The sequence below is a fragment of the Mediterraneibacter sp. 210702-DFI.5.30 genome (genome assembly GCF_020560115.1).
Classification (GTDB): domain Bacteria; phylum Bacillota; class Clostridia; order Lachnospirales; family Lachnospiraceae; genus Mediterraneibacter; species Mediterraneibacter faecis.
Genome location: NZ_JAJCME010000013.1, coordinates 1 through 24,289, shown reverse-complemented (window position 1 = coordinate 24,289; position 24,289 = coordinate 1). Strand labels below are relative to the sequence as shown.

The 24,289-nt window shown below is 42.0% G+C and carries 20 protein-coding genes, 11 tRNA genes and 1 other RNA gene; 3 read left to right on the top strand and 29 right to left on the bottom strand.

Features of this window, described 5'->3' with window-relative positions; genetic code table 11:
• Window positions 1-173 precede the first annotated feature (173 nt).
• The 6 genes from LI126_RS12195 to LI126_RS12170 all read right to left on the bottom strand — a co-directional run bounded on the left by LI126_RS12195 (window position 174) and on the right by LI126_RS12170 (window position 4,933).
• Window positions 174-842: a uracil-DNA glycosylase gene (locus LI126_RS12195; RefSeq protein WP_227165479.1), complete on the bottom strand. Its 669-nt coding sequence runs from the start codon at window positions 840-842 to the stop codon at window positions 174-176.
• Between the two features lie 37 nt (window positions 843-879).
• Window positions 880-1,641 (bottom strand): imidazole glycerol phosphate synthase subunit HisF, encoded by a 762-nt coding sequence (gene hisF, locus LI126_RS12190; protein ID WP_117499029.1) that lies wholly within the window; start codon window positions 1,639-1,641, stop codon window positions 880-882.
• A 13-nt stretch (window positions 1,642-1,654) separates the two neighbouring features.
• Window positions 1,655-2,260 (bottom strand): imidazole glycerol phosphate synthase subunit HisH, encoded by a 606-nt coding sequence (gene hisH, locus LI126_RS12185; protein WP_020436210.1) that lies wholly within the window; start codon window positions 2,258-2,260, stop codon window positions 1,655-1,657.
• 50 nt (window positions 2,261-2,310) lie between these two features.
• A complete protein-coding gene (locus LI126_RS12180) occupies window positions 2,311-3,816 on the bottom strand; it encodes a sensor histidine kinase (RefSeq protein ID WP_020436211.1) in 1,506 nt (501 codons plus the stop codon).
• A 5-nt stretch (window positions 3,817-3,821) separates the two neighbouring features.
• Window positions 3,822-4,511: a response regulator transcription factor gene (locus LI126_RS12175; RefSeq protein WP_054753719.1), complete on the bottom strand. Its 690-nt coding sequence runs from the start codon at window positions 4,509-4,511 to the stop codon at window positions 3,822-3,824.
• A 182-nt stretch (window positions 4,512-4,693) separates the two neighbouring features.
• Window positions 4,694-4,933, bottom strand: coding sequence for an HPr family phosphocarrier protein (locus LI126_RS12170; RefSeq protein WP_015529312.1), 240 nt, complete (start codon window positions 4,931-4,933; stop codon window positions 4,694-4,696).
• Window positions 4,934-5,254: 321 nt separating this feature from the next.
• Between LI126_RS12170 and LI126_RS12165 the strand changes: the two genes are divergently transcribed.
• Window positions 5,255-5,932 (top strand): YoaK family protein, encoded by a 678-nt coding sequence (locus LI126_RS12165; RefSeq protein WP_227165478.1) that lies wholly within the window; start codon window positions 5,255-5,257, stop codon window positions 5,930-5,932.
• 88 nt (window positions 5,933-6,020) lie between these two features.
• Here the strand turns inward: LI126_RS12165 and LI126_RS12160 are convergent.
• From LI126_RS12160 to glf, 14 genes are all read right to left on the bottom strand, one after another.
• Window positions 6,021-6,101, bottom strand: a tRNA-Leu gene (locus tag LI126_RS12160).
• A gap of 60 nt (window positions 6,102-6,161) precedes the next feature.
• A tRNA-Lys gene (locus tag LI126_RS12155) sits at window positions 6,162-6,234 on the bottom strand.
• Between the two features lie 36 nt (window positions 6,235-6,270).
• A tRNA-Gln gene (locus LI126_RS12150) sits at window positions 6,271-6,342 on the bottom strand.
• A 53-nt stretch (window positions 6,343-6,395) separates the two neighbouring features.
• Window positions 6,396-6,469: transfer RNA gene (locus tag LI126_RS12145), tRNA-His, on the bottom strand.
• Window positions 6,470-6,476: 7 nt separating this feature from the next.
• A tRNA-Arg gene (locus LI126_RS12140) sits at window positions 6,477-6,550 on the bottom strand.
• Between the two features lie 37 nt (window positions 6,551-6,587).
• Window positions 6,588-6,658, bottom strand: a tRNA-Gly gene (locus LI126_RS12135).
• Window positions 6,659-6,665: 7 nt separating this feature from the next.
• A tRNA-Pro gene (locus LI126_RS12130) sits at window positions 6,666-6,740 on the bottom strand.
• A gap of 207 nt (window positions 6,741-6,947) precedes the next feature.
• Window positions 6,948-7,427 (bottom strand): metallophosphoesterase family protein, encoded by a 480-nt coding sequence (locus tag LI126_RS12125; protein ID WP_227165477.1) that lies wholly within the window; start codon window positions 7,425-7,427, stop codon window positions 6,948-6,950.
• Window positions 7,424-8,038 (bottom strand): XTP/dITP diphosphatase, encoded by a 615-nt coding sequence (locus LI126_RS12120; protein ID WP_020437305.1) that lies wholly within the window; start codon window positions 8,036-8,038, stop codon window positions 7,424-7,426. The genes LI126_RS12125 and LI126_RS12120 overlap by 4 nt, the downstream gene beginning before the upstream one ends.
• Before the next feature lie 51 nt (window positions 8,039-8,089).
• Complete coding sequence (locus LI126_RS12115; protein ID WP_015529308.1) at window positions 8,090-9,238, bottom strand: THUMP domain-containing class I SAM-dependent RNA methyltransferase; 1,149 nt, start codon at window positions 9,236-9,238, stop codon at window positions 8,090-8,092.
• A 168-nt stretch (window positions 9,239-9,406) separates the two neighbouring features.
• A complete protein-coding gene (locus tag LI126_RS12110; RefSeq protein WP_015529307.1) occupies window positions 9,407-9,637 on the bottom strand; it encodes a hypothetical protein in 231 nt (76 codons plus the stop codon).
• A 256-nt stretch (window positions 9,638-9,893) separates the two neighbouring features.
• Window positions 9,894-10,409: a DUF1700 domain-containing protein gene (locus LI126_RS12105; protein WP_015529306.1), complete on the bottom strand. Its 516-nt coding sequence runs from the start codon at window positions 10,407-10,409 to the stop codon at window positions 9,894-9,896.
• Window positions 10,410-10,839: 430 nt separating this feature from the next.
• Entirely contained in the window at window positions 10,840-11,856 is a 1,017-nt protein-coding gene (locus LI126_RS12100) for a hypothetical protein (RefSeq protein ID WP_227165476.1), read from the bottom strand.
• Window positions 11,857-12,014: 158 nt separating this feature from the next.
• Entirely contained in the window at window positions 12,015-13,115 is a 1,101-nt protein-coding gene (gene glf / locus LI126_RS12095; RefSeq protein WP_015529304.1) for a UDP-galactopyranose mutase, read from the bottom strand.
• A gap of 169 nt (window positions 13,116-13,284) precedes the next feature.
• Here glf and LI126_RS12090 point away from each other — a divergent pair, with 169 nt between their 5' ends.
• Window positions 13,285-14,553, top strand: coding sequence for a dihydroorotase (locus LI126_RS12090; protein ID WP_227165475.1), 1,269 nt, complete (start codon window positions 13,285-13,287; stop codon window positions 14,551-14,553).
• Between the two features lie 56 nt (window positions 14,554-14,609).
• Here the strand turns inward: LI126_RS12090 and LI126_RS12085 are convergent, their stop codons facing one another.
• From LI126_RS12085 to LI126_RS12065, 5 genes are all read right to left on the bottom strand, one after another.
• A complete protein-coding gene (locus tag LI126_RS12085; RefSeq protein ID WP_227165474.1) occupies window positions 14,610-17,207 on the bottom strand; it encodes a heavy metal translocating P-type ATPase in 2,598 nt (865 codons plus the stop codon).
• A 59-nt stretch (window positions 17,208-17,266) separates the two neighbouring features.
• Window positions 17,267-17,578, bottom strand: a complete 312-nt coding sequence (locus tag LI126_RS12080) for a metal-sensing transcriptional repressor (protein ID WP_015529301.1) — start codon at window positions 17,576-17,578, stop codon at window positions 17,267-17,269.
• 253 nt (window positions 17,579-17,831) lie between these two features.
• Entirely contained in the window at window positions 17,832-21,419 is a 3,588-nt protein-coding gene (locus tag LI126_RS12075) for an FtsX-like permease family protein (protein ID WP_227165473.1), read from the bottom strand.
• A 9-nt stretch (window positions 21,420-21,428) separates the two neighbouring features.
• Window positions 21,429-22,133, bottom strand: a complete 705-nt coding sequence (locus LI126_RS12070) for an ABC transporter ATP-binding protein (protein ID WP_054753705.1) — start codon at window positions 22,131-22,133, stop codon at window positions 21,429-21,431.
• Between the two features lie 76 nt (window positions 22,134-22,209).
• Window positions 22,210-23,031 carry a zinc dependent phospholipase C family protein gene (locus tag LI126_RS12065; protein ID WP_020437313.1) on the bottom strand — a complete coding sequence of 274 codons (822 nt, stop codon included), beginning with the start codon at window positions 23,029-23,031 and terminating at the stop codon, window positions 22,210-22,212.
• Between the two features lie 269 nt (window positions 23,032-23,300).
• Here LI126_RS12065 and ssrA point away from each other — a divergent pair.
• Window positions 23,301-23,645: a transfer-messenger RNA gene (gene ssrA, locus LI126_RS12060) on the top strand.
• A gap of 170 nt (window positions 23,646-23,815) precedes the next feature.
• Here ssrA and LI126_RS12055 read toward each other — a convergent pair.
• The 4 genes from LI126_RS12055 to LI126_RS12040 all read right to left on the bottom strand — a co-directional run bounded on the left by LI126_RS12055 (window position 23,816) and on the right by LI126_RS12040 (window position 24,232).
• A tRNA-Leu gene (locus tag LI126_RS12055) sits at window positions 23,816-23,901 on the bottom strand.
• Between the two features lie 28 nt (window positions 23,902-23,929).
• Window positions 23,930-24,003: transfer RNA gene (locus LI126_RS12050), tRNA-Asp, on the bottom strand.
• Window positions 24,004-24,058: 55 nt separating this feature from the next.
• Window positions 24,059-24,132, bottom strand: a tRNA-Ile gene (locus LI126_RS12045).
• 27 nt (window positions 24,133-24,159) lie between these two features.
• Window positions 24,160-24,232 (bottom strand) — tRNA-Thr (locus tag LI126_RS12040).
• Window positions 24,233-24,289 lie beyond the last annotated feature (57 nt).

Sequence of the window (24,289 nt, the reverse complement as noted above, 5' to 3'; positions counted from 1 at the left end):
AGTACACTAGGTTTTTAGTTTTGTCAATATAAATATAGACATTTTTCTCTTTGATTGATGGTTATTCTGACGACAGCCAGTTTGATTGTTTTAATTTTGAATTATACACATAAAAAATAGACGTCCTTGCTTTGGCCAGCAGACGTCTATTTTTAATACTTTGCTACTATGATTTACTCAATCTGCCAGTCAATCGGCTCAATCCCATTCTTCTCCAGAAATGCATTTGTCTGACTAAATGGCCTGCTTCCAAAGAAACCTCTGTAAGCAGCCAGCGGGCTTGGATGCGGTGCTTCCAGAATAAGATGCTTTGGATTCGTAAGCATTCTCTTCTTCCTCTGTGCAGGAGCTCCCCACAGAATAAAGACAATCGGTCTATCCTGGCTGTTCAGTGCCAGAATCGCTGCATCTGTGAATTCTTCCCATCCGATTCCTCTGTGAGAGTTCGCCTGATGTGCTCGTACTGTCAGCACAGTGTTCAACATTAACACACCCTGCTTGGCCCATTTTGTCAGGCATCCATGATTTGGAATCGTGCATCCAAGATCATCATGCAGTTCTTTATAGATATTCACAAGTGACGGCGGGATATCCACACCTTTCTGCACGGAAAAGCTTAATCCATGTGCCTGACCGTTATTATGATAAGGATCCTGTCCAAGGATCACAACCTTCACATCCTTCAGCGGAGTCAGATGAAATGCATTGAAAATATCCTGTGCCGGTGGAAAAATCAGTTTTGTCCTGTATTCCTCATTTACCGTCTCAAATAATTTCCTATAATAAGGCTTAGAAAACTCACCTTTTAATGCCTCATACCAGTCTCCGTTCAAACCACTCATAGTTCCTACTCTCCTCTTCTTTCTGCTTAACCATTCTCTACAGTCTGACAGAAATTCCTTCGTTTCTCAAATACTCTTTTACTTCTTTGATTTCCAGCTCTTTATAATGGAATAAAGATGCTGCCAATGCTGCATCTGCACCACCGTCTGTCAGTGCCTCTTTAAAATGCTCCAACGTTCCGGCTCCACCGGACGCGATTACAGGAATCGATACACTATCTGCAATTGCCCGTGTCAGTTCCAGATCATATCCAGCCTTCGTTCCGTCACCGTCCATACTTGTCAGAAGAATCTCACCTGCGCCAAGGGACTCTACTTTCTTCGCCCACTCAACCGCATCGATTCCAACATCCAGGCGACCACCATTCTTATAGATATTCCACCCTGTTCCGTCTACTCTTTTCTTTGCATCAATCGCCACTACTACACATTGGCTTCCAAACTTCTCTGCCGCTTCACGGATTAGCTCCGGTCTGTTGATTGCAGAAGAATTGATTGAAATCTTATCCGCACCTTCTCTTAACAATGCACGGAAATCATCAACTGTCCGGATTCCTCCGCCGACAGTAAACGGAATAAACACACATTCCGCAACCTTTCGTACCATATCAACAACTGTTCCTCTATCATCTGAAGAAGCTGTGATATCCAGAAATACAAGTTCATCAGCTCCTGCCTTATCATATGCCTTTGCAATCTCCACCGGGTCTCCGGCATCCTGAAGATCAACAAAATTCACACCTTTTACAACACGTCCGGCATTCACATCCAGACATGGGATAATTCTTTTTGTAAACATTCTCGCACTCCTCCTACAGCTCTACAAAGTTTTTCAGAATCTTCAGTCCTACATCACTGCTCTTCTCCGGATGGAACTGGCATGCGAAAATATTGTCCTTCTCAACAGACGCATGGATATGTGTTGTATACTCTGTTGATGCCTTGACAATCTGTTCCTCTTCTGCTTTCAGATAATAAGAATGTACAAAATATACATAAGAATTCTCAGCGATTCCCTTAAAAAGTCTTCCATCATTCTCTAAATGAAGGGAATTCCATCCCATATGGGGAATCTTATATCCTTCTTTATCAGGTATCCTTAAGATCTCACCCTTTAGAATTCCAAGTCCTTCTACACCCGGAGCCTCATCGCTGTGCTCAAATAAAAGCTGCAATCCAAGGCAAATTCCAAGAAATGGTGTTCCCTTTTCTGTAACCTCGCGGATTACTTCATCAAGCCCTGACTGTTTTAATTTCTCCATAGCATCTCCAAATGCACCGACACCCGGAAGAATCACTTTATCTGCATGAAGGATCTCATCTCTGTCCGCTGTAACTATAACATCCTGTCCAAGTGCAAGCAATGCTTTCTCAACACTGCGGATATTACCGGCATCATAATCAATTATTGCTATCATTAGCCTACCTCTTATCTGTAATCTAGTATCTATTATCTAGTATCTATTTTCTATACTTTACCACACTTTGCGTCGAGTTCAAACCAAAATTCGACTCCATTGTCATAATTTTTCACGCCGTACCCCTGATGGAAAGATTCCATGATTGCCTTAACGATTGAAAGTCCAATCCCATTTCCACCATATTCACGTGTATGTGCTTTATCCACTTTATAAAATTTATCCCACAGTTTTGGTACATCTTCTTCTGGAATCGGTTTTCCACTATTAAAGACGGAAACACATACTTTTCCATCCATTGAAACGATCTTCACTTCGATCCGCTTCTCATTTCCGACATGATGAATCGCATTCGTAAGATAATTCCGTACAACCTGTTCTGTCTTAAACTCATCTGCCCAGACATAAGCTGTCTCATCAGCAATAAAATCTACATTCGCATTAACCTGTTGGATCAGAATATCACAACTTGCAATAACACCTTTCACAAGCTTCACAATATCAAACCGTTCAAATTCCACTTCATCTGTACCGAATTCCAACTGATTCAGTGTCAGCAGATTCTTGACCATCCGGTTCATCTTTCCTGCTTCATCAATAATGACATCACAGTAAAACTCTGTACTTTCCGGGTCGTCATTGATTCCTTCTTTTAACCCTTCGGCATATCCCTGGATCAATGCGATCGGCGTCTTCAGCTCATGGGAAACATTTCCAAGAAATTCATTTCTCATATTTTCAAGTTTCTCTTTCTGCTCAATGTCCTGCTGCAGCTGATTATTCGCAGTCTTCAATTCAGATATTGTCTTTTCCAGCTGATCTGACATTTTATTAAAATTCTCGCCCAGAACACCAATCTCATTCTTTCCGCCGCTCGTATACTTCGCATCAAAATTCAGATTTGCCATATCTTCGGAAAGTCTTGCCAGTTCCAACACTGGTTTTGTAATCCTTCGTGAAAAAATCCATACAAGGATTCCTCCAAAGAACATTCCGAAAATTCCAAGATAAATCAGAAACTGATTGGCAAGATTGGCACTTTCACGAATACTGTCCAATGGGCTTCGCATTGTGACAAACACACTATCACTTAAATACCCCCACATTTCCAGATAATCCGTACCGCTCTGTGGATCCTGGATTTTACGAACCACATAATCATCCGAATGCTTGAGAATCTTTTCCTGATCATCATCTTTCAGGAAGAAAATACGGAGCATCTGTTTGTACAGGAAACCTTCTTCCTTTACATTTGTAAATACAACCTTTCCATCGTCAGAAATATCCATCGCGCAGACATCAATATTCGTTTTTTCAAGTTCCGCCACAAGTTTCTTCTGCACTGCCTCATTTCCAAGATTTCCATTGTTCACTGCTTCACTCATTTCCTCATACATCTCAATCAGATCTTTCTGCTTATGAGACATATAATATCGTCCAAGAAACCCCGTATTAACAATGAAAACTAACATCAGAACAAACACTAGAAGTCCAACAAAAATAGCTGTCATCTGTCCGCTCAACGTATATTTCAGTTCTCTTTTTGCTTTCTTCATCTGATTTATTTCTCCGTGCTCTGAACTTCAAACTTATATCCCATGCCCCAGATTGTTTTGATATATTCGCCCTTATCGCCTAATTTACTTCTCAGTTTCTTCACATGTGTATCAATTGTTCTTGCATCACCAAAATAATCATAATTCCATACATTATTCAATATTTTCTCTCTGGAAAGCGCAATTCCCTGATTTTCTATAAAATAGGTCAACAATTCGAATTCTTTATAACTAAGTTCAACCGGTGTTCCATCAATCTTCACGATATGTGCTGACTTATCAATCGTAATACCGCCTGCCTCCAGCGAATCATTGCCGACCGCTCCCAAAGTTCTGCGAAGGATCGCATTTACTCTTGCCACAAGAATCTTTGGACTGAATGGCTTGGAAATGTATTCGTCCACACCAAGTTCAAATCCCTGCAGCTCATCTCTCTCCTCAGAACGCGCTGTCAGCATAATGATTGGCACTTTAGAAGTCTCTCGAACCTCACGGCACACCTGCCAGCCATCCATTTTCGGCATCATTACATCTAAAATAATCAGGGCAATGTCTTTATCTTCGTAAAAAAGATCCATTGCTTCCATTCCATCTCCGGCTTCTAATACTATATACCCTTCTCTTGTAAGGAAATCCTTCACAAGTTTTCTCATTCTGCTCTCGTCATCCACAACTAATATTTTCGCTCTTTCCATTTTCTTTTCTCCTAACTTATATTTGGGTGTACCAGATTACTTCTACATTTAATTACCTTTTAATATACCAAATAGTTTTGTCAATATTGTGAACAACAAAACGGTCAGTCTATAAATGTGTGTCAAAACTTCATTTACAGACTGACCGTCTCTTCTTTTATTCAAGAATGCCTCCGGCAGGATTATTCAAACTCATAGTTAGAAAAACATTCATTTGCCTCTTCTTCATCCTGTCCATTCACAACTACACGCATTGGCAGTCCCAGCTTAATAGACATTAACCCCATAAGGGATTTACCATCGATGATATAATTTCTGTTTGCCATATCAGTTACATCAACGTCTGATTTTAATTTCTGACAAGTGTTGCAAAATGTCATGATCTGCCCTGCTGACATAAACTTCACTTTCTTTTCTACCATGTTTTTTACCTCCATCTGTCTATCGAGTACAAGTAATAATAAAAGCCAACACAGAAATCTGCACAATGCCTGAATGCAGATTACTGTAATTTCAAACATACTTGACCAGTATATACCACTTATTCCGGAGGTGCAAGTGAATTTTCGATTTTTTTCGACATATTGTCTACCTTTTTTGATATAAAGTTCTCACCCGGAGAATCTTGACAGCCACTACTGTCACTTTTATAATAATTGATGGCTTATTATTACTGCTTTCCGCCAGAAAGCAGCAATTCAATCATGACAGTAGGTACTACACACGAAAATGAGGTGATATCTATGAAACACAAATTTCAAATTTCTGAATCTATCCGGCTTGGAGCAATCCTTGCACTTTCCGGTGGATTCATGGATGCTTACTCTTATATGGAGCGTGGAGAAGTATTTGCCAATGCACAGACTGGAAACATGCTTCTCTTTGGGGTACATCTCTCTCAGGGAGACTTCCAGAACACACTGAAATACCTTTTCCCTGTACTCGCCTTTGCACTTGGAATCGCTCTTGCTGAAGTTGTCCGGGCTAAGGCAGGAAATCTGCTTCACTGGAGACAGATTTCTGTTCTGGCAGAAGCACTGATCCTGATCGCAGTCAGTTTCTTCCCAACAGCATTGAATCTTCCGGCCAATGCGTTAACTTCTTTTGCCTGTGGAATTCAGGTTGAAAGTTTTCGCAAGATTCATGGCAAAGGAATCGCAACTACAATGTGCATCGGTAATCTGCGCAGTGGAACAGAGAACCTGCACCACTATTTCCATACAAAAGAACGACATTTTCTGGATACAAGTCTTCTGTATTACGGAATCATTGCCTGCTTTATTGTCGGCGCAGTGATCGGTAATGCAGCAGTCCAGCTGTTCCAGACAAAGGCAATTCTTGGCTGTTCCTTCTTGTTATTAATTTCATTCTTTATGATGTTTATTGATTGGGAAAAGAAAGAAAAGGAGCTTGCACTTTAATGTGCGGCTTCTTTTTTCATACTGGTTTTCAGATAGAAAAAATCCCGAAAGTGCAATGTTGATCAGCACTTCCGGGGAAAAAATTTACTGCGGATGACAGGACTTGAACCTGCACGTCGTAAACACCAGAACCTAAATCTGGCGCGTCTGCCAATTCCGCCACATCCGCATATTTCTTATTCAATTATTGATTAAGAAAAAAATAGAACAAGCAATTTGCTTGTTCCAGTGAGCGTGCGGGGATTCGAACCCCGGACAACTTGATTAAAAGTCAAGTGCTCTACCACCTGAGCTACACGCCCTTATTCATTTTTATTTCTTTCCTGCTAGCAGGATAACTGGGCTAGCTGGATTCGAACCAGCGAATGCAGGAGTCAAAGTCCTGTGCCTTACCGCTTGGCGATAGCCCATCGAAGACTTCATATCTGACACTGCACGGCCAGTTGGAATATTTAAAGAAAAAGGTGGATAGCCGGACTCGAACCGGCGATATCCAGAACCACAATCTGGCGCGCTAACCAACTGCACCATACCCACCATAAAACGAGCCTGGGGGGATTCGAACCCTCGACCTACGGCTTAGAAGGCCGTTGCTCTATCCAGCTGAGCTACAGACTCATTTCTCTTAATGAGAACCTCTCGTTTTCAAACGAGAAGCGGGTGATGGGAATCGAACCCACGTATCCAGCTTGGAAGGCTGGTGTTCTACCATTGAACTACACCCGCAGGATGATCGGGGTGACAGGATTCGAACCTGCGACCTCCTGGTCCCAAACCAGGCGCTCTAGCCAAGCTGAGCCACACCCCGATATCAGTTTTATTTCCTTGCCCCTGCGGCTTTGTGTTTCTTTCGTATCTCCCGCAGCGACAAGATATATTATATGGCATGTTTCTCAGAAAGTCAACAGGTTTTTTAAAGTTTTTTTACTTTTTTACGACTGTTTTTTTACCTGTTTTTCGCAAGAAGAGTGTGCAAATTATTTCTTTTGTTTTAGTTTTCTGATAATTAAAACAATTATAGATATTTTTGCTCAAAACTCAATTTTCCGTCCCCATTGACTTCCATGATCATATAGCTGCCTCGTCTTCCCTCCTGACGTGGAAAAGATAGACTTCCCGGGTTTAAAATTGTCATTCCATTCTTCTGAAGAAAGAAAGGACGATGTGTATGACCAAACATTACGAGATCCGCTCCTCTTGATCTGCCCTCTTCTATGATAGTTTCCATCCCCATGGACACATAATAATAATGTCCATGGGTAATAAATGCATGATAAGGCCCAATCTCAAACTCCTCTTCTCTCGGAAGTTCTGTAAAAAAGTCGTTATTTCCTCTTATAATATGCTTCTCACACTCTACGACAGCCTCCAGATAGTCTTCTCCACCTTCTACATCTCCAAGATGGATAAACATATCAATTTTCCCAGCCTCTTCTAATGCGCGGTCCAGTGCCTGGTGTCTTCCGTGTGTATCACTGACAATCAGAATTTTCATGCTTCTTCCTCGTTCAATTTCTCTTCCAGCAGGATTTTTATTGCTCGAAGTGCTTTTCCTCTGTGGCTCAATTTATTTTTCTGCTCCGGTGTCATCTCCGCTGTTGTACATCCGAATTCCGGAACATAGAAAATCGGATCATAACCGAATCCATTCGCACCGACAATCTCGTGTCCAATTTGTCCTTCAATCGTCTCACGGACTACGCTTGTTGTTCCATCCGGAAATACTGCTGCAACCGCACAGACAAATCTTGCGGTACGCTCATCGTCCGGAACCCCTTCCAGTCTGTCCAGAAGGATTCTGTTCTTTATATCATAAGAAGTATCCTCTCCGGCAAATCTCGCAGAATAAATTCCAGGTGCCTTATCCAGATAGTCAATCTCAAGACCTGAATCATCTGCAAGAACAATATCGTTGACCAGCACTCGTGATACAGCTCTTGCCTTGATCTCTGCATTTTCTTCAAAGCTCATTCCGTCTTCTACGATTTCTTCATCGACTCCTGCCTCACGCATCGATACGATCTCCATACCAAGATCAGCAAGAATCATCCGGATCTCTTTCATCTTATTTTCATTTCCTGTTGCAAATACAATTCTTCTCTTCATTTTGCTTTCTACCTTCTATTCTTTTTCACCAACAATCTGGTACAGCGTTTCTTATTTCTTCGGTCTCGGTGGCTTTGGTCCCTGGAACTGATAGAAATATGTTTTCAGCATACCATTATAAATCTTACGGTTCTTATCTGCTTTTCTTCCGAAATAACGTTCTGCGTCTTCATAACTTGTGATCATGTATGCAGACCAACTGTCAAGTTTCCTAAAGCTCTCGCCAAATTCACGATATAAACCAGGAAGTGCCTCTTTCTCCTCAAGACGCTCTCCATACGGCGGGTTTGTTATAATAAATCCATATTTCTTCGGATGACTCAGTGCACTGACCGGTCTCTCCTGGAAATGGATCAGATGATCCACACCTGCATTCTCTGCATTCTGTCTTGCCATCCGCACAACATCCCCATCAATATCATATCCCTGGATATCCGTCTCAATCTGATCATCGATCAGATCATTCGCCTCATCAATGGCCTCATACCAGAGTTTCTTATCAATCAGATTCGCCCAGCTCTCAGCCGTAAAAGAACGATTCATTCCCGGTGCAATATTTGCTGCCATCATTGCTGCCTCAATTGGAAATGTTCCACTTCCGCAAAACGGATCCACTAAGATACGCTCTTTTCTCCACGGTGTCAGCATGATCAGTGCTGCTGCCAGTGTCTCAGAAATCGGTGCTTTGCCGGCTGACGGACGGTATCCTCTCTTATGAAGAGAATCTCCCGATGTATCGATTCCGATCGTAACGATATCCTTCATCAAAAATACTCTCAGTGGATAAGAAGCTCCATCTTCCTGAAACCACTGTACATGATATCTGCTTCTAAGACGATCTACCATCGCTTTCTTCATAATTGACTGAATGTCCGAAGGGCTGAACAGCTTACTCTTTACCGATGAAGCTTTCGCCACCCAGAACTTCCCGTTCTTCGGTATATAATTCTCCCACGGAATTGCTTTTGTCTTCTCAAACAATTCATCAAAGGTAACTGCTTTAAAACTTCCTGCCTTGAGCAGAACACGTTCTGCTGTACGGAGAAATACATTCGCTCTGCACGCTGCATCTGCTCCTCCGTAAAAGGTAACTCTTCCATCTTCCACCTGTGCGATCTCATATCCCAGATCCTGAATCTCCCTTTTTAATACTGATTCAAGACCGAAATGACACGGCGCAATCCATTCCATTCTTTCCATATCTACCTCATATTATCTTTATGTACTTATTAATTACTGTTAACTGATTCTTATTTTACAGTATCATAATTTTACTATAAATGAAAGGCAGAGTAAAGTGCGATTGCCTTTCTTCTCTGCCTTGTTACTGTTTATAAGAATCTTATTCGTTACTGCTCACAGTATCTGTTAATATCTGTCTGACTCATCATAATCATCTTTTCCGCCATAGCAGTCATCTGCATTTTTGGAATTGCAGTTTGTGCTGTTCTTACTCTGATTTGAATAAGAATTTTTACTGGAATTCTTATTCGAACCTGAATTAGATGTTGAATTTCTGTTCTTACTCTGATTTTCTTCCTTCGATGAATAGAATCCATTCTGAGAATTTTTACTTGTGTTGCTATAATTTTTTGCCATGATACTTCCTCCTTATTTGGTGTTACTGTTCTTATTAACTGACAGTAACTATTTAGTACAATCTTTATTATCCCAAACGGAGGTCTTTTTATGCATTTTGTTTCAACCATATTTTGAATATTTTGCTTGCTTTTTCCAAATGCATATATTATACTGATTCATGTAGAAAGATTATTTTCTACAACCCCTTATTAATTATTTATACTCCCCTCAAAAGACCGATGGCTCCCCCATCGGTCTTTTACTTTTCTTTTTTCTAATATCGTCGGTTCCCACCGATCAGTCTGATCACGATCATAATGATCAGAAGAGGAACAAGAACCGGTGCCAGAAAACTTATGATTCCTGTTATAACAGACACAACTACTACGACTACAAATACAACTGCAAGAATCAGCAAAGCCTTCTTCCACCAGGTATCTAATCTGAACTCATGATAGGAACCATAAGAATGCTCTGTTCCATATTCATCCTTCTGTCCATAACCAGTATAGCTGTTCTGTGCCTGCGTTGTCTGGTTGTACGAATTATTGAATGGACTCCTGTTCTCATAAACCACTTCTTCGTCTGTTCCATCACTTGCGTCCACAATGGTTTTCGCAATTGCCCACGGATCTCCGAGCAGTTCCAAGACCTCCTGCTCGCTCTTTCCTTTTCTCATTTCTTCTATAATATAATCATCATAAAACTTAAGATGATCCTGAATTGTTGCGGCATCAAGCTTTCCATTCAAAGCCTCCTGTAATTTTCGGATAAATTCCTGTCTTGTCATACTCAACTGTTACCTCCTGTTCCGAAGGTTACTGTTCACACGATGTGCGACCAGCAACGCATCTCGCCATTTTAAATCGCCTTTGGCGATGGGGCGAGATGCATTCAAGTCAAAACACGCATCCTCCGTGTCAATCAGCGGAGTGATTGACACGGGAGTGAACAGTAACTTCCGAAGTTTTCTTTAGATGTAGAATACCACACTGCCATTCTTTTTTAAACCGTTATTTTCCACTACATCTGTCGTTCATAATTTGTTCATTTATCATTTAAAAATCTTTCATCTTCTTATCACTTTTTCTTCATTTCTCTCACATATACTATAAGCATCAAAGGAAAAAACAAAAAACTTTGAATAAACTTTTTCATAATACATGCCGGGAACCAGTAAATGGTTACCCGGCATCCTCCCTTTTATGGAGACTTTTTTCTTATTCCGGAACAACCGGATCATTTATCACTTCTTGTTTCGTTTCCTGTTGTATTTCCTCTTCTACAGATTTTTCCACAGTTTCCTCTGTTTGCTGTTCTGTCGTTTGCTCTGTTTCTTCCTTGTTTTCCCCGTTATTCTCTTCTTTCGTCGTTTCTTCTATCTTCTTTTCACATGCTTTGACCGATTCCAGAATCTCCTGAACCCGTTCTTCCATCTCTTTCTTCCATTTCATATCTTCCAATGCTTTTTTTCTGTCCTGTTCAGTTTTACTATGTTCTTCTGGTATTACTTTTACATCGTCTGCTTTCTGAGCTTGCACTGCCGTTTCACTTTTTCCAACTGTATTGTTGCTTTCTCTTCCCCGGCTCATCCCAATTCCGGCTGCCGCAATTACTGCCCCGGCAGCAAATAAAAGAACCGCCAGTTTGACATTCCGAAGTTTTACTTTCTGTTCCAAATTCCATTCCTCGCGTTCCTCCGGAAGATCACGTATCACCTGGCTGATCTTATCATAATGCCGTCTTCCGCCACCGGTACAACGTTCAATGATTCGCTCCAATCTGCGTTCTTCACTTCTGCTAAGTTCCGGGATCTGCTCTGTATATGCCAGTAAAAACTGCAAAATTTTACCATATCCAAACAAATCTACGGAACAATTTTTCCTGCTGCCTGACGCTGTCGGGCGGATAAAATGACTTCTCACCGCTTTCTGCTGCATCTTCTTCATAACAAATTCATTTTCCTGTGCATCCGGATTTAAAAGCAACAGTTCTCCTTCTTCTGTCACAACAATACTATACGGCGTCAGACAACGATAATTCTGCCCACGTCTCGACTGCTGATACTTTCTTATTTCTCCGGCAATTTGTCGGAACCATTCAAATAACACCGCTTTATCCAACTGTGTATTATCCCGCAGATAATAAATCAAAAGTTCTCCCTGCAGGCAATCGATACTTGGCTGGCATTCGGTTCCTTTTTCCACGAAGCGAAGTACTTCATACATTTTTTCCATATTTAATTCTACTGCAATCTGTCATCTAAACGTGTGCGGCCCCACACCGCACACGATACAATACCTGTCCAATTGAAAATTATCAGAATCTGATACGAACTACTCTTCAGAATCTTTCCTGATTCTTCAGTCAGAACGACTGAAGTGTGACTCTCATATTAATTGAATTCTTCCAGTCTGTCAAGAGCTGCGGCAACAACTTTATCCATGTCATAATATTTATAATCACCCAGTCGTCCGCCAAAGATTACATTTTCTTCCTTTTCTGCAAGCTTCTTATATTCTTCAAACAATGCATTATTCTTCTCATCATTTACCGGATAGTATGGTTCCATGCCAACACTCCATTCTGATGAATACTCTCTGGAAATAACCGTCTTCTCCTGCTTGCCAAACTCAAAATGCTTATGCTCGATAATTCTTGTATACGGAACTTCACGCTCTGTGTAATTGACAACAGCATTTCCCTGATAGTTCTCACAATCAAGAACTTCTGTCTCAAATCTGACAGAACGATACTCCAATGCTCCCAGCTGATATCCAAAATATTCATCGATCATTCCTGTAAAAATAATCTTCTCTGCAATCTCCGGATTCTCTTTTCTGAATTCAAAGAAATCAATCCCTGTGCGAACTTCTGTTCCTTCCAGCATCTTCTCAACGATTGCTGTATAACCGCCAACCGGAATTCCCTGATATCTGTCATTGAAATAGTTATTATCGTAAACAAAGCGGAATGGCAGACGTTTGATAATAAATGCCGGAAGTTCTGTACACTTTCTTCCCCACTGTTTCTCTGTATAACCCTTGATCAGTTTCTCATAGATATCTCTTCCGCCAAGAAAGAGTGCCTGTTCCTCCAGATTTTGTGGATCTGTGATTCCTGTCTCTTTGCGCTGTTTTTCAATAATCTCTTTTGCTTCCTGTGGTGTGCGGATATTCCACATCTTACTAAATGTATTCATATTAAATGGCAGGTTATAAAGTTCATCTTTATAAACTGCTACCGGTGAATTGATGTAATTATTAAATTCCGCGAACTGATTCATGTAATCCCATATCTTTTTATCAGACGTATGGAAAATATGTGCACCATATTTATGTACATGGATTCCTTCTATGTCCTCACAGTAAATATTTCCTGCAATATGATCTCTTCGGTCAATCACAAGACATTTCTTCCCTTTTTTCTTTAATTCATGTGCCATGACAGCTCCATAAAGACCTGCTCCGACAATCAGATAATCGTATTCTTTCATTTACTCCTTCTTTCCGCAGAACGATTGTCCTGATCCGGTAAAATCCAAAGATCAACCTTTCTGCCTTCTTTCTTTTCATATTACGGTATGCTTATGATAACACATTTTCTAATAAATTTGAATCTCTATCAAAAATACGGTATACTTAACAGCAAAAGGAGGATGAATTATGCTTATAAAAAATGGTTTTCTAATTGATCCTGCATCTGATACAGAACGTCTTGTCGACCTTCGCATCACAGACGGTCTGATCCAGACACTCGCAGATGCCGGAACTCTGACACCTGAAAATGGAGAGGCTGAGCTTGATGCTGCAGGACTTATGATTTCTCCAGGACTTGTTGACACACACATTCATTTCCGTGATCCCGGATTTACTTATAAAGAAGATCTCCATACCGGATCTCTTGCAGCTGCTGCCGGTGGATTTACTTCCGTGATCTGTATGGCAAATACTTCACCGGTCATCGATTCTGTTCCGGTTCTCAAAGAACTGATGGAACGGGAGGCTTTGGAAGACATCCATATTTTCCAGGCTGCTGCTGTCTCCTGCGGACTCAAGGGTGAAGAGATGACTTCTATGAAGGAACTTGCCGCTGCCGGTGCCTGTGGATTCACAGATGACGGAATTCCTCTTAAGAACGCTGCATTTCTCTATAAGGCCATGGAAGAGGCGAAGGCACTTGACCTTCCGATCAGTCTTCATGAAGAAGATCCTGCATTTATTGAAACAAACGGAATCAACCACGGACCTGTATCTGATGCGCTGGGCATCTACGGATCTCCTTCGATTGCTGAAGAATCTCTTGTTGCCAGAGATTGTCTGCTGGCGCTTCGTTCCGGTGCACAGGTCGTGATCCAGCATATCAGCTCCGGACAGTCCGTTGAACTGGTACGTACCTTTAAAGCTATGGGAGCAAATCTGCATGCAGAGGCAACTCCGCATCATTTCACTTTAACAGATGAAGCTGTATTAAAATACGGCGCACTTGCCAAGATGAACCCACCGCTTCGTACAGAAAATGACCGCCTTGCTATCATCGAAGGTCTCAAAGACGGTACGATCGATCTGATTGCTACAGACCACGCGCCACACAGTACGGAAGAGAAATCCCGTCCTATCACACAAACACCAAGCGGTATTATTGGTCTTGAGACTTCCCTTGCTCTCGGAATCACTTCCCTTGTACGTCCGGGACACCTGACATTAAGCCAGCTGATTGAGAAGATGACGATCAATCCTGCCAGCCTGTATCACCTTCCGTGCGGTTCTGTCGCAGAAGGAAAATCAGCTGATCTTGTACTGTTTGATCCGAATGAGAAATGGACTCCTGAGACTTATGCTTCTAAGTCTTCTAATTCTCCATTTACCGGATGGGAATTGTATGGAAAAGTAAAATATACAATCTGTGATGGAAAGATTGTATACAAGGATTAATCCAAGAGGTCCCCTGCAGAATCTTTCATTTCTGCAGGGGACCTCTTCTTCGCTCATTAATCCTCGATCGCTGTTACTGTATAATCTTTGTCTTCGACTGTCTTTTTCAGCACTTCATTACTGATTTCAGAATTCAGTGTCACAACTGCTGTTCCGGCCTCATGGCTGACTTCTGCTGTATCAACCTGCTCAAGTGCCTCGAGAGCTTTCTTTACAGCTGCCTCACAGTGTCCGCACATCATTCCTTCGATTTTCATTGTCTTTGTCATCTTTGTCTCCTCCTTGTTTTCTGACTCATTTTTGTCTGCTAAGACAATATCTGAAACAGTATTTTCTGCTGTTTCTACCTTTTTCATCTTTCTTTTTCTGTCTTTGCTGGCATCGTACATTTTAAACAGATTCAGTCTCAATGCATTTGTTACTACACAGAAACTGGACAGGCTCATTGCCGCCGCTCCGAACATCGGATTTAATTTCCAACCAAAGACTGGGATCCAGATTCCTGCTGCCAGTGGAATTCCTATCGCATTATAGAAAAATGCCCAGAACAGATTCTCATGAATGTTGCGCAATGTTGCACGGCTCATACGGATTGCCGCCGGCACGTCACTTAACCGGCTCTTCATCAGCACAACATCCGCTGCATCGATTGCAATATCTGTCCCCGCTCCAATGGCAATTCCCATATCTGCCCTGGTCAGTGCCGGTGCGTCATTGATACCGTCACCTACCATCGCAACCTTTCCTTTTTCTTTCAGCTTGCGGATCACCTGTTCTTTTCCTTCCGGAAGAACACCTGCGATCACTTCATCCACACCTGCCTGCTCACCAATTGCCTTCGCTGTGCGCTCATTATCTCCGGTCAGCATAACAACATGGATTCCCATATTCTGAAGTTCTTTCACTGCCTGTGGACTATCTTCCTTGATCACATCCGCAACTGCGATCATGCCAAGGAACTGCTCATTCCTTCCAAAGAACAGCGGTGTCTTTCCTTGCTGTGCCAACCGTTCCGCCTGTTCTTTTATGCTGGCAGAAATCTTCATTTTGTCAGAAATGAATTTAAAATTGCCTCCGTACAGCCAGTCCTCTCCAAGTTTTCCTGACAGACCATTTCCCGGAACTGCCTGAAACTGTGTGATTTCACTTTTCTGCTCTGCTTCCCCATTTTCTTCTGCCTTTACAAGAATTGCCCGGGCAAGCGGATGCTCACTTTTCTTCTCCAATGCATTTGCAAAAAATAATAATTCATGTTCTGTCATTCCGTCCGCAGGGAGCAGATCTGTCACCTTCGGTTCTCCACTTGTGATTGTTCCTGTCTTATCCAGTGCGACAATCTCCGTCTTTCCTGTCTCTTCCAGCGAAACAGCTGTCTTAAACATGATTCCATTCTTCGCGCCCATTCCATTTCCAACCATAATTGCAACCGGAGTGGCCAGACCTAATGCACACGGGCAGCTGATTACCAGAACAGAAATTCCCCTTGCAAGTGCAAAACCAACAGACTCTCCGACAAGCAGCCATACGATCATTGTGACAACTGCAATGGAAATAACTGCCGGAACAAATACTCCTGAAACTTTATCTGCCACTTTGGCAATTGGCGCTTTTGTTGCTGCCGCATCACTTACCATCTGAATAATCTGTGATAATGTCGTATCCTCGCCAACTCTTGTCGCCTCGCAGCGCAGAAAACCTGACTGATTCATTGTAGCCGCAGACACTTTATCCCCTTCTGCTTTATCTACCGGTATACTCTCTCCGGTCAGTGCAGCTTCATTTACTGCACTGTTTCCTTCCAGAACAATTCCATCCACCGGAATATTCTCCCCCGGTCTTACAACAAACTGATCTCCTCTTCTCACCTGATCGATGGAAACTTCCTGTTCTTTTCCATCGCGCAGGAGCGTTGCTGTCTTTGGTGCCAGCTTCATGAGACTCTTTAATGCATCTGTTGTCTTTCCCTTTGAATGCGCTTCAAGCATCTTTCCGACTGTGATCAACGTTAAAATCATTGCTGCTGATTCAAAATAAAATTCATGCATCAGCTCCATCACATGATCCATATCGCCTGCCGTCTGCGCTGCTGTCATAGCGAATAATGCATACACGCTATATCCATAAGATGCACCTGCACCAAGTGCAACCAGCGTATCCATATTTGGTGCTCTATGGATCATGCCTTTCCATCCACTGATAAAAAACTTCTGATTGATCACCATAACGATTGTCGTTAACAGCAGCTGTGCCAGCCCCATTGCCACATGATTACCTTCCATAAATACCGGAAGCGGCCAACCCCACATCATGTGTCCCATTGACAGATACATGAGCGGAATCAAAAAACACAAAGAAGCGATCAGACGCCTTTTCATCTTCGGTGTCTCCCTGTCTTTCAACGCATCTTCCGCACAGTTCTGCTCACTTTGATTCATCCCATGCCCTTCATTCTTTGCAGATTTCAACGTTGCCCCATATCCAGCTTCCTCAACAGCCGCAATGACCGCATCTACTGTTGCTGTGCCTTCCACTCCCATGGAATTCGTCAGAAGACTGACTGAACAGTTCTCAACTCCGGGGACTTTCCCAACTGCCTTCTCAACACGGGCACTGCAGGCTGCACAACTCATTCCCGTCACATTATATTGTTCCATCTTACTCCTCCTTCAAGTTGTGATCCGGACTTTTTGTGCCGGATTTCTCTTCAGATCTTTTATCGCATCAATTTCTGAAGTGTCGTCACGAGCTCGTCAATCGTTTCATCTTTTCCATCCCGGATATCATCTGCCACACATGTCCGGATATGGTTTGCCAAAAGCACTTTATTGAAACTATTCAGAGCCGCATTCACCGCAGATACCTGAATCAGAATATCCGGGCAATACGCGCCTTCTTCAACCATCCTTCGAACTCCTCTGACTTGTCCTTCAATTCTACTCAGACGATTCATCAGATCTTTATATTCTTTTTCCGGGCGGTCCTTTGTCTTGTGACAACATCCCGGACAGACTTTCTTTTCTTCCATTGTATTCCTCCTGTCATATAACCCCCTGGGGGTATATTTTCTAATTATTAATATATACCCCCTACAGGTATATTTCAAGTGCTTTTTAACAAAAAGTTACTGTTCATGCTACGTGCGGTTGCTGCTTACACTATATGCGGCCGACAACAACAAAGAAGCTGTCATGGAACATTTCACAATTGTATCTATGTTCCATGCAGCTTCTCTGCAATCCATTATTATGTTCGTTATTATATTTCCTGACAAATCTGTCTTATTCTACACTCTTGAGTGATTCAACCATGTTAATCTTCTTTAACTTAAAATACATCACTCCATTGACAAACAAAGAAAAGGCCACTGTCAGAAGAAAGGCATACAGGAAACTTGGTGGATCGATATTTCGTCCAAACATAACCGAATCAATCTCCACTGTCTCAACAATAAAGCGATGCAGAATTTTTCCGATCAACAATCCCGCCAGTGCCCCAATCAAGGTCAGCAGGATATTCTCTCTGTAAACATAAGAAGAAACTTCCTTGTCATAAAATCCAAGTACCTTTAATGTTGCCAGTTCTCTCTTGCGCTCTGTAATGTTAATATTATTCAGATTATACAGCACTACAAATGCCAGCATTCCTGCTGAAATAATCAATACAATAATCACAATGTCCAGACTCTCCAACATATGATCCACCTGCTTTTTCAGGCTTGTCGTATAGCTGATGCTAAGTGTTCCATCACACTTCATTACATTTTCGCCGACATCCTTTGCCTCCTCTGTTGTACGGTCCTGAGTTCTATAATAAATTGAATTATAGGCCGGAGCCTCACCGAATGTCTTTTCATAGACTTCAGATGTCATATAGAGATAATGTCCCATATAGTTCTCACAAATTGCGCTGATCAAGACTGTTTTCTCTCCATCATCTGTATCAATCGTTAATTTATCACCGACATTGACTTCCAGCAGTTTCGCTACTTTTTCAGTCAGGATTGCTCCTTTATCATCCAATGAATAAATTTCTTTTGTCTTCCGATCCCGAATCACGACAAACTTTTTGAATGCTTCCACATCTTTTGGTACATCTAAATAAACTTCCTGAGAAGACTCTCCTGAACTGACTTCAATATTTTTCAAAAGATTTTCTGCAGTCACTGATACCTTCTTATCCGTATCCAGTTCTTTCTGAACCTCAATTCTCTCTTCTTCTGTCACATCTTCCTTTAAAATAACGTCTCCATCATAAAGCTGAATCTGTTCGTATTGAAGCGGAACGATTGCTGAAATAGAATCTTTTAATCCAAAACCAAACAACATCATGCCCATACAGCCGCCAATTCCAAATACTGTCATGAAGAAGCGTTTTTTATACCGCACCAGATTACGTACGGTCGATTTCCATGTAAAATTCAGATTTTTCCAGATAAACGGAACTCGTTCCAGAAATACTCGTTTTCCCTGTTTTGGTGTCGGCGGGCGCATCAATTCTGCTGCCTGCTCTCGTAATTCTTTCATACAGGAGAATAGTGTTGCGATTACTGTACATGCAAGTGCCGCTGCACATGCTGTTACAGCATAATACAAATTATACGGGATCACAACATCATACATATGACGATACAAGATCTTATATGCAGTGATAATGATATATGGAATTATCTTTTCTCCAATCAGAATTCCGAAAACACCACCGGTTAATGTCGCAAGGATCGCATACCAGAGATATTTTCCAACAATTGAAGCATTTCCATATCCGAGAGCCTTCAAAGTACCGATCTGCGTTCTCTCCTCCTCTACCATTCGTGTCATTGTTGTCAGACTGATCAATGCTGCAACAAGGAAGAAAATGAGTGGGAACACTTTACCGATTGCCCGCATACGGTCTGCATTATCTCCGTATCCACTGTATTCTGTCAGATTGTTCCGATCATAAACATACCACTTTGGCTTTTCAAGATCATCAATCTTCTGCTGTGCTTTCGCAAGCTCTTCTCTTGCTTCTGTAATCTGCCGCTCTCCATCTTCAATCTTCTTCTGAGCTTCTATACGACCTTCCTCATACACTGCCCAACCGTCTTCCAGCTCCTTTGTTCCGCTGCTTAACTGCTGCTGTGCCTCCTCAATCTTCTTCTGTCCCTCACTGATCTGCTGCCATCCGCTGTCAATCTGCTGCTGACCGGATGTAATCTGCGCCTTTGCCTGATCTATCTGCCGACTTGCGGTAAGGATTGCAGCGTCCCCCTGTGTCAACACATCCGTCAGTTTCTGTATATTATCCTGCAATACCGGAATACCTTCTTCAATCTGAGCTATCCCGGCTTCAACTGCTGGAAGCCCTTCGTTGATCTGCGTCAATCCGGCTTCGATCTTTGTCTGGTTTTTCTGAATCTCCGCTTCGGCAGCTTTCGCCTTCAGTTCCATTTTATCCAGATTTGCTTTCAATTCAGTCAACTTCTCTTCCATTGCTGTTTTTTCAGCTTCCAACTGTTCTAACTGAGCCTTTAATTCCGGATCTTCTTCTCCTGCTTCCTGCTTCCGGTCGTATTCTTCTTTCAGTGCCTCATAGTTCTGTAGAAGAAGTTCATACTGTGTGTTTAGTTCTTCATAAGACTTTTTCAACGGCTGATAAATCTGCTGATACGCAGACTGATAGTCTTCTGCCTGTTGCTGCAATTCTTCCTTTGCTTTCAGAAGCTCGTCTTTCTTTTGCTGCATCTGTGTCTGTTGCGCTAAAAGTTCTTGTCTCTGATCTTCCAGACTTTCTTCCTGCTCTTTCAGTTGTGCCAGCTGATTTCTTAATGTTGTAAGTGCAATCTGTTTTTCGCTAAGTTCCTGTGCACCCTGCTCAACTTGTGCTTTGGACTGATCCAGCTCTTTTTGTTTTGATATCAGAAGATTTCTCGACTGCTCCAGTTCAAGCTTCGAAGCTGCCAGCTGATTTCTTCCTCGTTCAAGTTCTTTCTGCGCTGCATCAAGTTTCTCTCTTGCACTTGCAAGTTCTTCTTCCGCCTCTTTTTTTCCATCCGCCAGATCCTGCTCTGCCTGAGCTAACTCATCTTGTGCTTCATCCACTTTTTCCTGCGCTGTCGAAGTAATCTCATCATATCTGGCCTGTTCTCTTTCCGCTTTAATTGCCTGAACCTTTTTCAGCACAGAATCCACGTGTTCTTCATATTCTTTCGTAAATGCAGTCGCTTCCTTTGCACCTTCAACCTGCACTGTAATCTCTGTATACACATCTAATGAAAATGCTTTCTCCGGAACGCAAAGAAAGGCACTGACACTTCCATTTCCAATTGTTGTACTGCCTCTGTGAAATGCAATATACTCCGGACTGCTGACCGTACCAACAATGGTAAATGTATCTGTCTTAAGTGTATCTTCCAAAGAATCCGAAGTCCCACTCGATAATGTGATCTTATCCCTAATCTTCAGATTCTTTCCATCCAGATAATCTGCATCTATTACACATTCATTTTCCTTTTCCGGAAGCCTGCCATCTTCTAACTGAACTTGATTCATCTTATCCTGGAGCGCCATAACATGAACTGCTACCTGGTTTCCCCGAATCGTACAAAGTACATCTGTTGCATAGCTTCCTTCTGCATCCAATACACCATCCACAGCACGAATTGCATCCAGATCATCTTTTGTCAGTCCCATTGTACTCATTACCTGAATATCCATCAGGTTCTTCTCATCGAAATATGCATCTCCTGAATATCTCATATCCGGCTCTGATGCACGGATTCCGGAAAAGAATGCACATCCTATCGCAACAATAAAGAAAATGGATAAAAAACGTCCAAGGCTATGACGGATCTCCATATAAAAGTTTTTTCGTAATGCTTTCTTCATCCACATCCCCTACCATTCAATTTCATCAATCGAAGTCGGATTCTCATTAGATTCTATTCTTGCTACCTGTCCATTTTTTATATGAATCAATCGATCTGCCATCGGCGCAAGTGCCTGATTATGTGTAATGATAATAACTGTCATTCCCTTTTCTCTACACATATTCTGAAGTAATTTCAAAATTGATTTTCCTGTATTGTAATCCAATGCACCTGTTGGCTCATCACAAAGCAAAAGCTTTGGGTTCTTCGCTAATGCTCTCGCGATTGAAACTCGCTGCTGCTCACCGCCGGAAAGCTGTGCCGGAAAATTATTCTTCCGTTCCCCCAGACCAACTTCCTCCAAAACTGCCTGTGCATCCAACGGATCCTTACTGATCTGCAATGCAAGCTCAACATTTTCCAATGCGGTCAGATTCGGCACAAGATTATAAAACTGAAAAACAAATCCGATGTCATCTCTGCGGTATCCTGTCAGCTGTTTGGAATTATAAGCTGTAATATCTTTTCCATCTACATACAGCTTCCCGCTTGTTGCCGTATCCATTCCGCCGAGAATATTAAGCACAGTTGTCTTACCTGCACCACTTGGTCCAACGATTACAACAAGTTCTCCCTGCTCAATCGAAAAGCTGATGTGATCCACTGCATGAATCTCAACTTCACCCATTTTATAAGTTTTCGTGATATCCTGCACTTTAACGAATTCCTTCATCTACATTCTCCTGACTCTTTTTCTCTTCTTCTGCATCTCTCCTGGCAAGCAGTCTGTTGCTCTTTTCTTCGATTCTCTACAGGCGCAGTTTCTCCCACTCTTCTCCTGCACCAAATGTTTCATGAAAACGTTCCGGAAGCGGTGTATCCTGGAATAATTTCTTCTGATACTGTACGATCAAACTCGCAGCTAACGGCACTGCACCTGAATATTGCCGTTTCAAAACCTTACAATATTTCTGACATAACGGATCTGGCTTTACACTCATCACTATGTCATGCAATGAATCGTATTTCCCCACTGCCTTCATCCCAAGAAACAACGCTTTTCGCTTTCCAGATGTCGGTGCCAGAAACAGCTTATGATAAAAAACCATCCCTTTTAATGCCTTATAGATCTGCTCGGCTGTTACATCTTTGAAAAATGGTGCGATCACTTCCGCATACTCCATCTTCGGCTGAATGTGCTTTGCTGTCAGATAGCGCAAAGGATCATGATAATCTTCCGTCAGCATCATTCGATCCAGTTCCATCTCAATCTCATTGTGTGAAACTCTTCCGACCTGCATAATTTTTTCAACATAAGGATGGCATTCACTGTCTAAAGCAAAATGACAGATAAATCCATAAATATATGCACGCGCCGCTGCCGGATCTTTTGCTTTCTCAATCACTTCAACAGCATGATGGAAAAACTCATCGGCAAATTGTTCATGAAGTGTATGCCCCTGTTCATTCACCGGATCTTTCTTTAATGCATTATAATAAAATAAAATATCCGGTCCATGTAACCCAATATCAAACAACTCTCTATGCGCTTCTATAGAATTCTGAAGGGGTCTTGGAAGTGCGCTGAGCACCTCTTTTCCGAATTTATAATGTGCGTATGTTGTTGGCATAAGAAACCTCTCCTTTTTCCGAATTTTCTTGTTAAGATTTATAATTACTCATATTATTATATTAACACATTCTTCCCTGTCTGACAGTAATTATCTTTATAAAAAATATGTGAAATGACATTAAAAATGCTAAATTTTTACTGCTTTTTCACTTCTTTTAACGCAATAATCACTTGACATTTATATTTCTTTTTACTATATTAGTATGTACAGCACACAAGAGAATGTGTCTGTTACAGTAGAGAGTATTTATTACTCTACCCTGATCAGGGCTTGTACTGGTTTCGACAGGGATCTCGAAGATGGAGAAGCTATCCGTAGGCTGATGCGTTAAATCGCAAACTTAAAATTAAACGCTAACGATAATTTCGAATTAGCTGCAGCCTAAATGCTGCATGTCAGCCCTGAAGCACTCACACTTTAGGAATCTGGCACCGACTATGTGAGAAACGATGACGGCAAAGCTTTGAGCTGTCAGGCGTATTATGAAGCTACTGAACCCGTAAGGATGTTAGTTTTCGTACGGCAGAGGGAATGTCAAATAACTGACTATGATAGTAGAAGTACATGGGACAGGTTTTTGGACGCGGGTTCGATTCCCGCCAGGTCCACTTTTTAATGAAAAGTGTGAAGACTTTAAAATAACGGCATTGTATCTCGTAAGATGAGATTCAATGCCGTTATTTTTTGAATAATATCCTTGCCTCCAAATGGAATGCATAAAACAAAAAACTCTGAGATTCTTGCAAATATTAACTTCACAAAAATCTCAGAGAAAAAATAATGCCGCAGACCGGAATCGAACCGGTACGGGTATCACTACCCACGGGATTTTAAGTCCCGGGCGTCTGCCAGTTCCGCCACTGCGGCATTCCTCAAAATGCTTTCGCATCTTGAACGACCCAGAAGAGACTCGAACTCTCGACCTCCGCCGTGACAGGGCGGCGCTCTAACCAACTGAGCCACTGGGCCAAATATTTAATTGTCAGCTCGCTGCCCCTTACTACTTCCAAGCAGTCTAGCTAAATGGACCTTCGGGGACTCGAACCCAGGACCGACCGGTTATGAGCCGGTTGCTCTAACCAACTGAGCTAAAGGTCCAATTGATTATTTCTGTTCCTAAGAACAAGCCGATGATCGGACTCGAACCGATAACCTGCTGATTACAAATCAGCTGCTCTGCCAATTGAGCCACATCGGCATAAATGACCCCGACGGGAATCGAACCCGTGTTACCGCCGTGAAAGGGCGATGTCTT

What these genes read in the sequence shown, in the direction of transcription:
- LI126_RS12170 (WP_015529312.1), bottom strand. Translation starts at nt 4,933, where the DNA reads ATGGTAGAAAAGAAAGTGAAGTTTATGTCAGCAGGGCAGATCATGACA.
- hisH (WP_020436210.1), bottom strand. Translation starts at nt 2,260, where the DNA reads ATGATAGCAATAATTGATTATGATGCCGGTAATATCCGCAGTGTTGAG.
- LI126_RS12125 (WP_227165477.1), bottom strand. Translation starts at nt 7,427, where the DNA reads ATGAAAATTCTGATTGTCAGTGATACACACGGAAGACACCAGGCACTG.
- LI126_RS12115 (WP_015529308.1), bottom strand. Translation starts at nt 9,238, where the DNA reads ATGGAAAGAATGGAATGGATTGCGCCGTGTCATTTCGGTCTTGAATCA.
- LI126_RS12070 (WP_054753705.1), bottom strand. Translation starts at nt 22,133, where the DNA reads ATGAAGGAATTCGTTAAAGTGCAGGATATCACGAAAACTTATAAAATG.
- LI126_RS12105 (WP_015529306.1), bottom strand. Translation starts at nt 10,409, where the DNA reads ATGACAAGACAGGAATTTATCCGAAAATTACAGGAGGCTTTGAATGGA.
- LI126_RS12080 (WP_015529301.1), bottom strand. Translation starts at nt 17,578, where the DNA reads ATGGAAGAAAAGAAAGTCTGTCCGGGATGTTGTCACAAGACAAAGGAC.
- hisF (WP_117499029.1), bottom strand. Translation starts at nt 1,641, where the DNA reads ATGTTTACAAAAAGAATTATCCCATGTCTGGATGTGAATGCCGGACGT.
- LI126_RS12075 (WP_227165473.1), bottom strand. Translation starts at nt 21,419, where the DNA reads ATGAAGAAAGCATTACGAAAAAACTTTTATATGGAGATCCGTCATAGC.
- LI126_RS12100 (WP_227165476.1), bottom strand. Translation starts at nt 11,856, where the DNA reads ATGGAAAAAATGTATGAAGTACTTCGCTTCGTGGAAAAAGGAACCGAA.
- LI126_RS12165 (WP_227165478.1), top strand. Translation starts at nt 5,255, where the DNA reads ATGAAACACAAATTTCAAATTTCTGAATCTATCCGGCTTGGAGCAATC.
- LI126_RS12090 (WP_227165475.1), top strand. Translation starts at nt 13,285, where the DNA reads ATGCTTATAAAAAATGGTTTTCTAATTGATCCTGCATCTGATACAGAA.
- glf (WP_015529304.1), bottom strand. Translation starts at nt 13,115, where the DNA reads ATGAAAGAATACGATTATCTGATTGTCGGAGCAGGTCTTTATGGAGCT.
- LI126_RS12180 (WP_020436211.1), bottom strand. Translation starts at nt 3,816, where the DNA reads ATGAAGAAAGCAAAAAGAGAACTGAAATATACGTTGAGCGGACAGATG.
- LI126_RS12110 (WP_015529307.1), bottom strand. Translation starts at nt 9,637, where the DNA reads ATGGCAAAAAATTATAGCAACACAAGTAAAAATTCTCAGAATGGATTC.
- LI126_RS12085 (WP_227165474.1), bottom strand. Translation starts at nt 17,207, where the DNA reads ATGGAACAATATAATGTGACGGGAATGAGTTGTGCAGCCTGCAGTGCC.
- LI126_RS12120 (WP_020437305.1), bottom strand. Translation starts at nt 8,038, where the DNA reads ATGAAGAGAAGAATTGTATTTGCAACAGGAAATGAAAATAAGATGAAA.
- LI126_RS12065 (WP_020437313.1), bottom strand. Translation starts at nt 23,031, where the DNA reads ATGCCAACAACATACGCACATTATAAATTCGGAAAAGAGGTGCTCAGC.
- LI126_RS12195 (WP_227165479.1), bottom strand. Translation starts at nt 842, where the DNA reads ATGAGTGGTTTGAACGGAGACTGGTATGAGGCATTAAAAGGTGAGTTT.
- LI126_RS12175 (WP_054753719.1), bottom strand. Translation starts at nt 4,511, where the DNA reads ATGGAAAGAGCGAAAATATTAGTTGTGGATGACGAGAGCAGAATGAGA.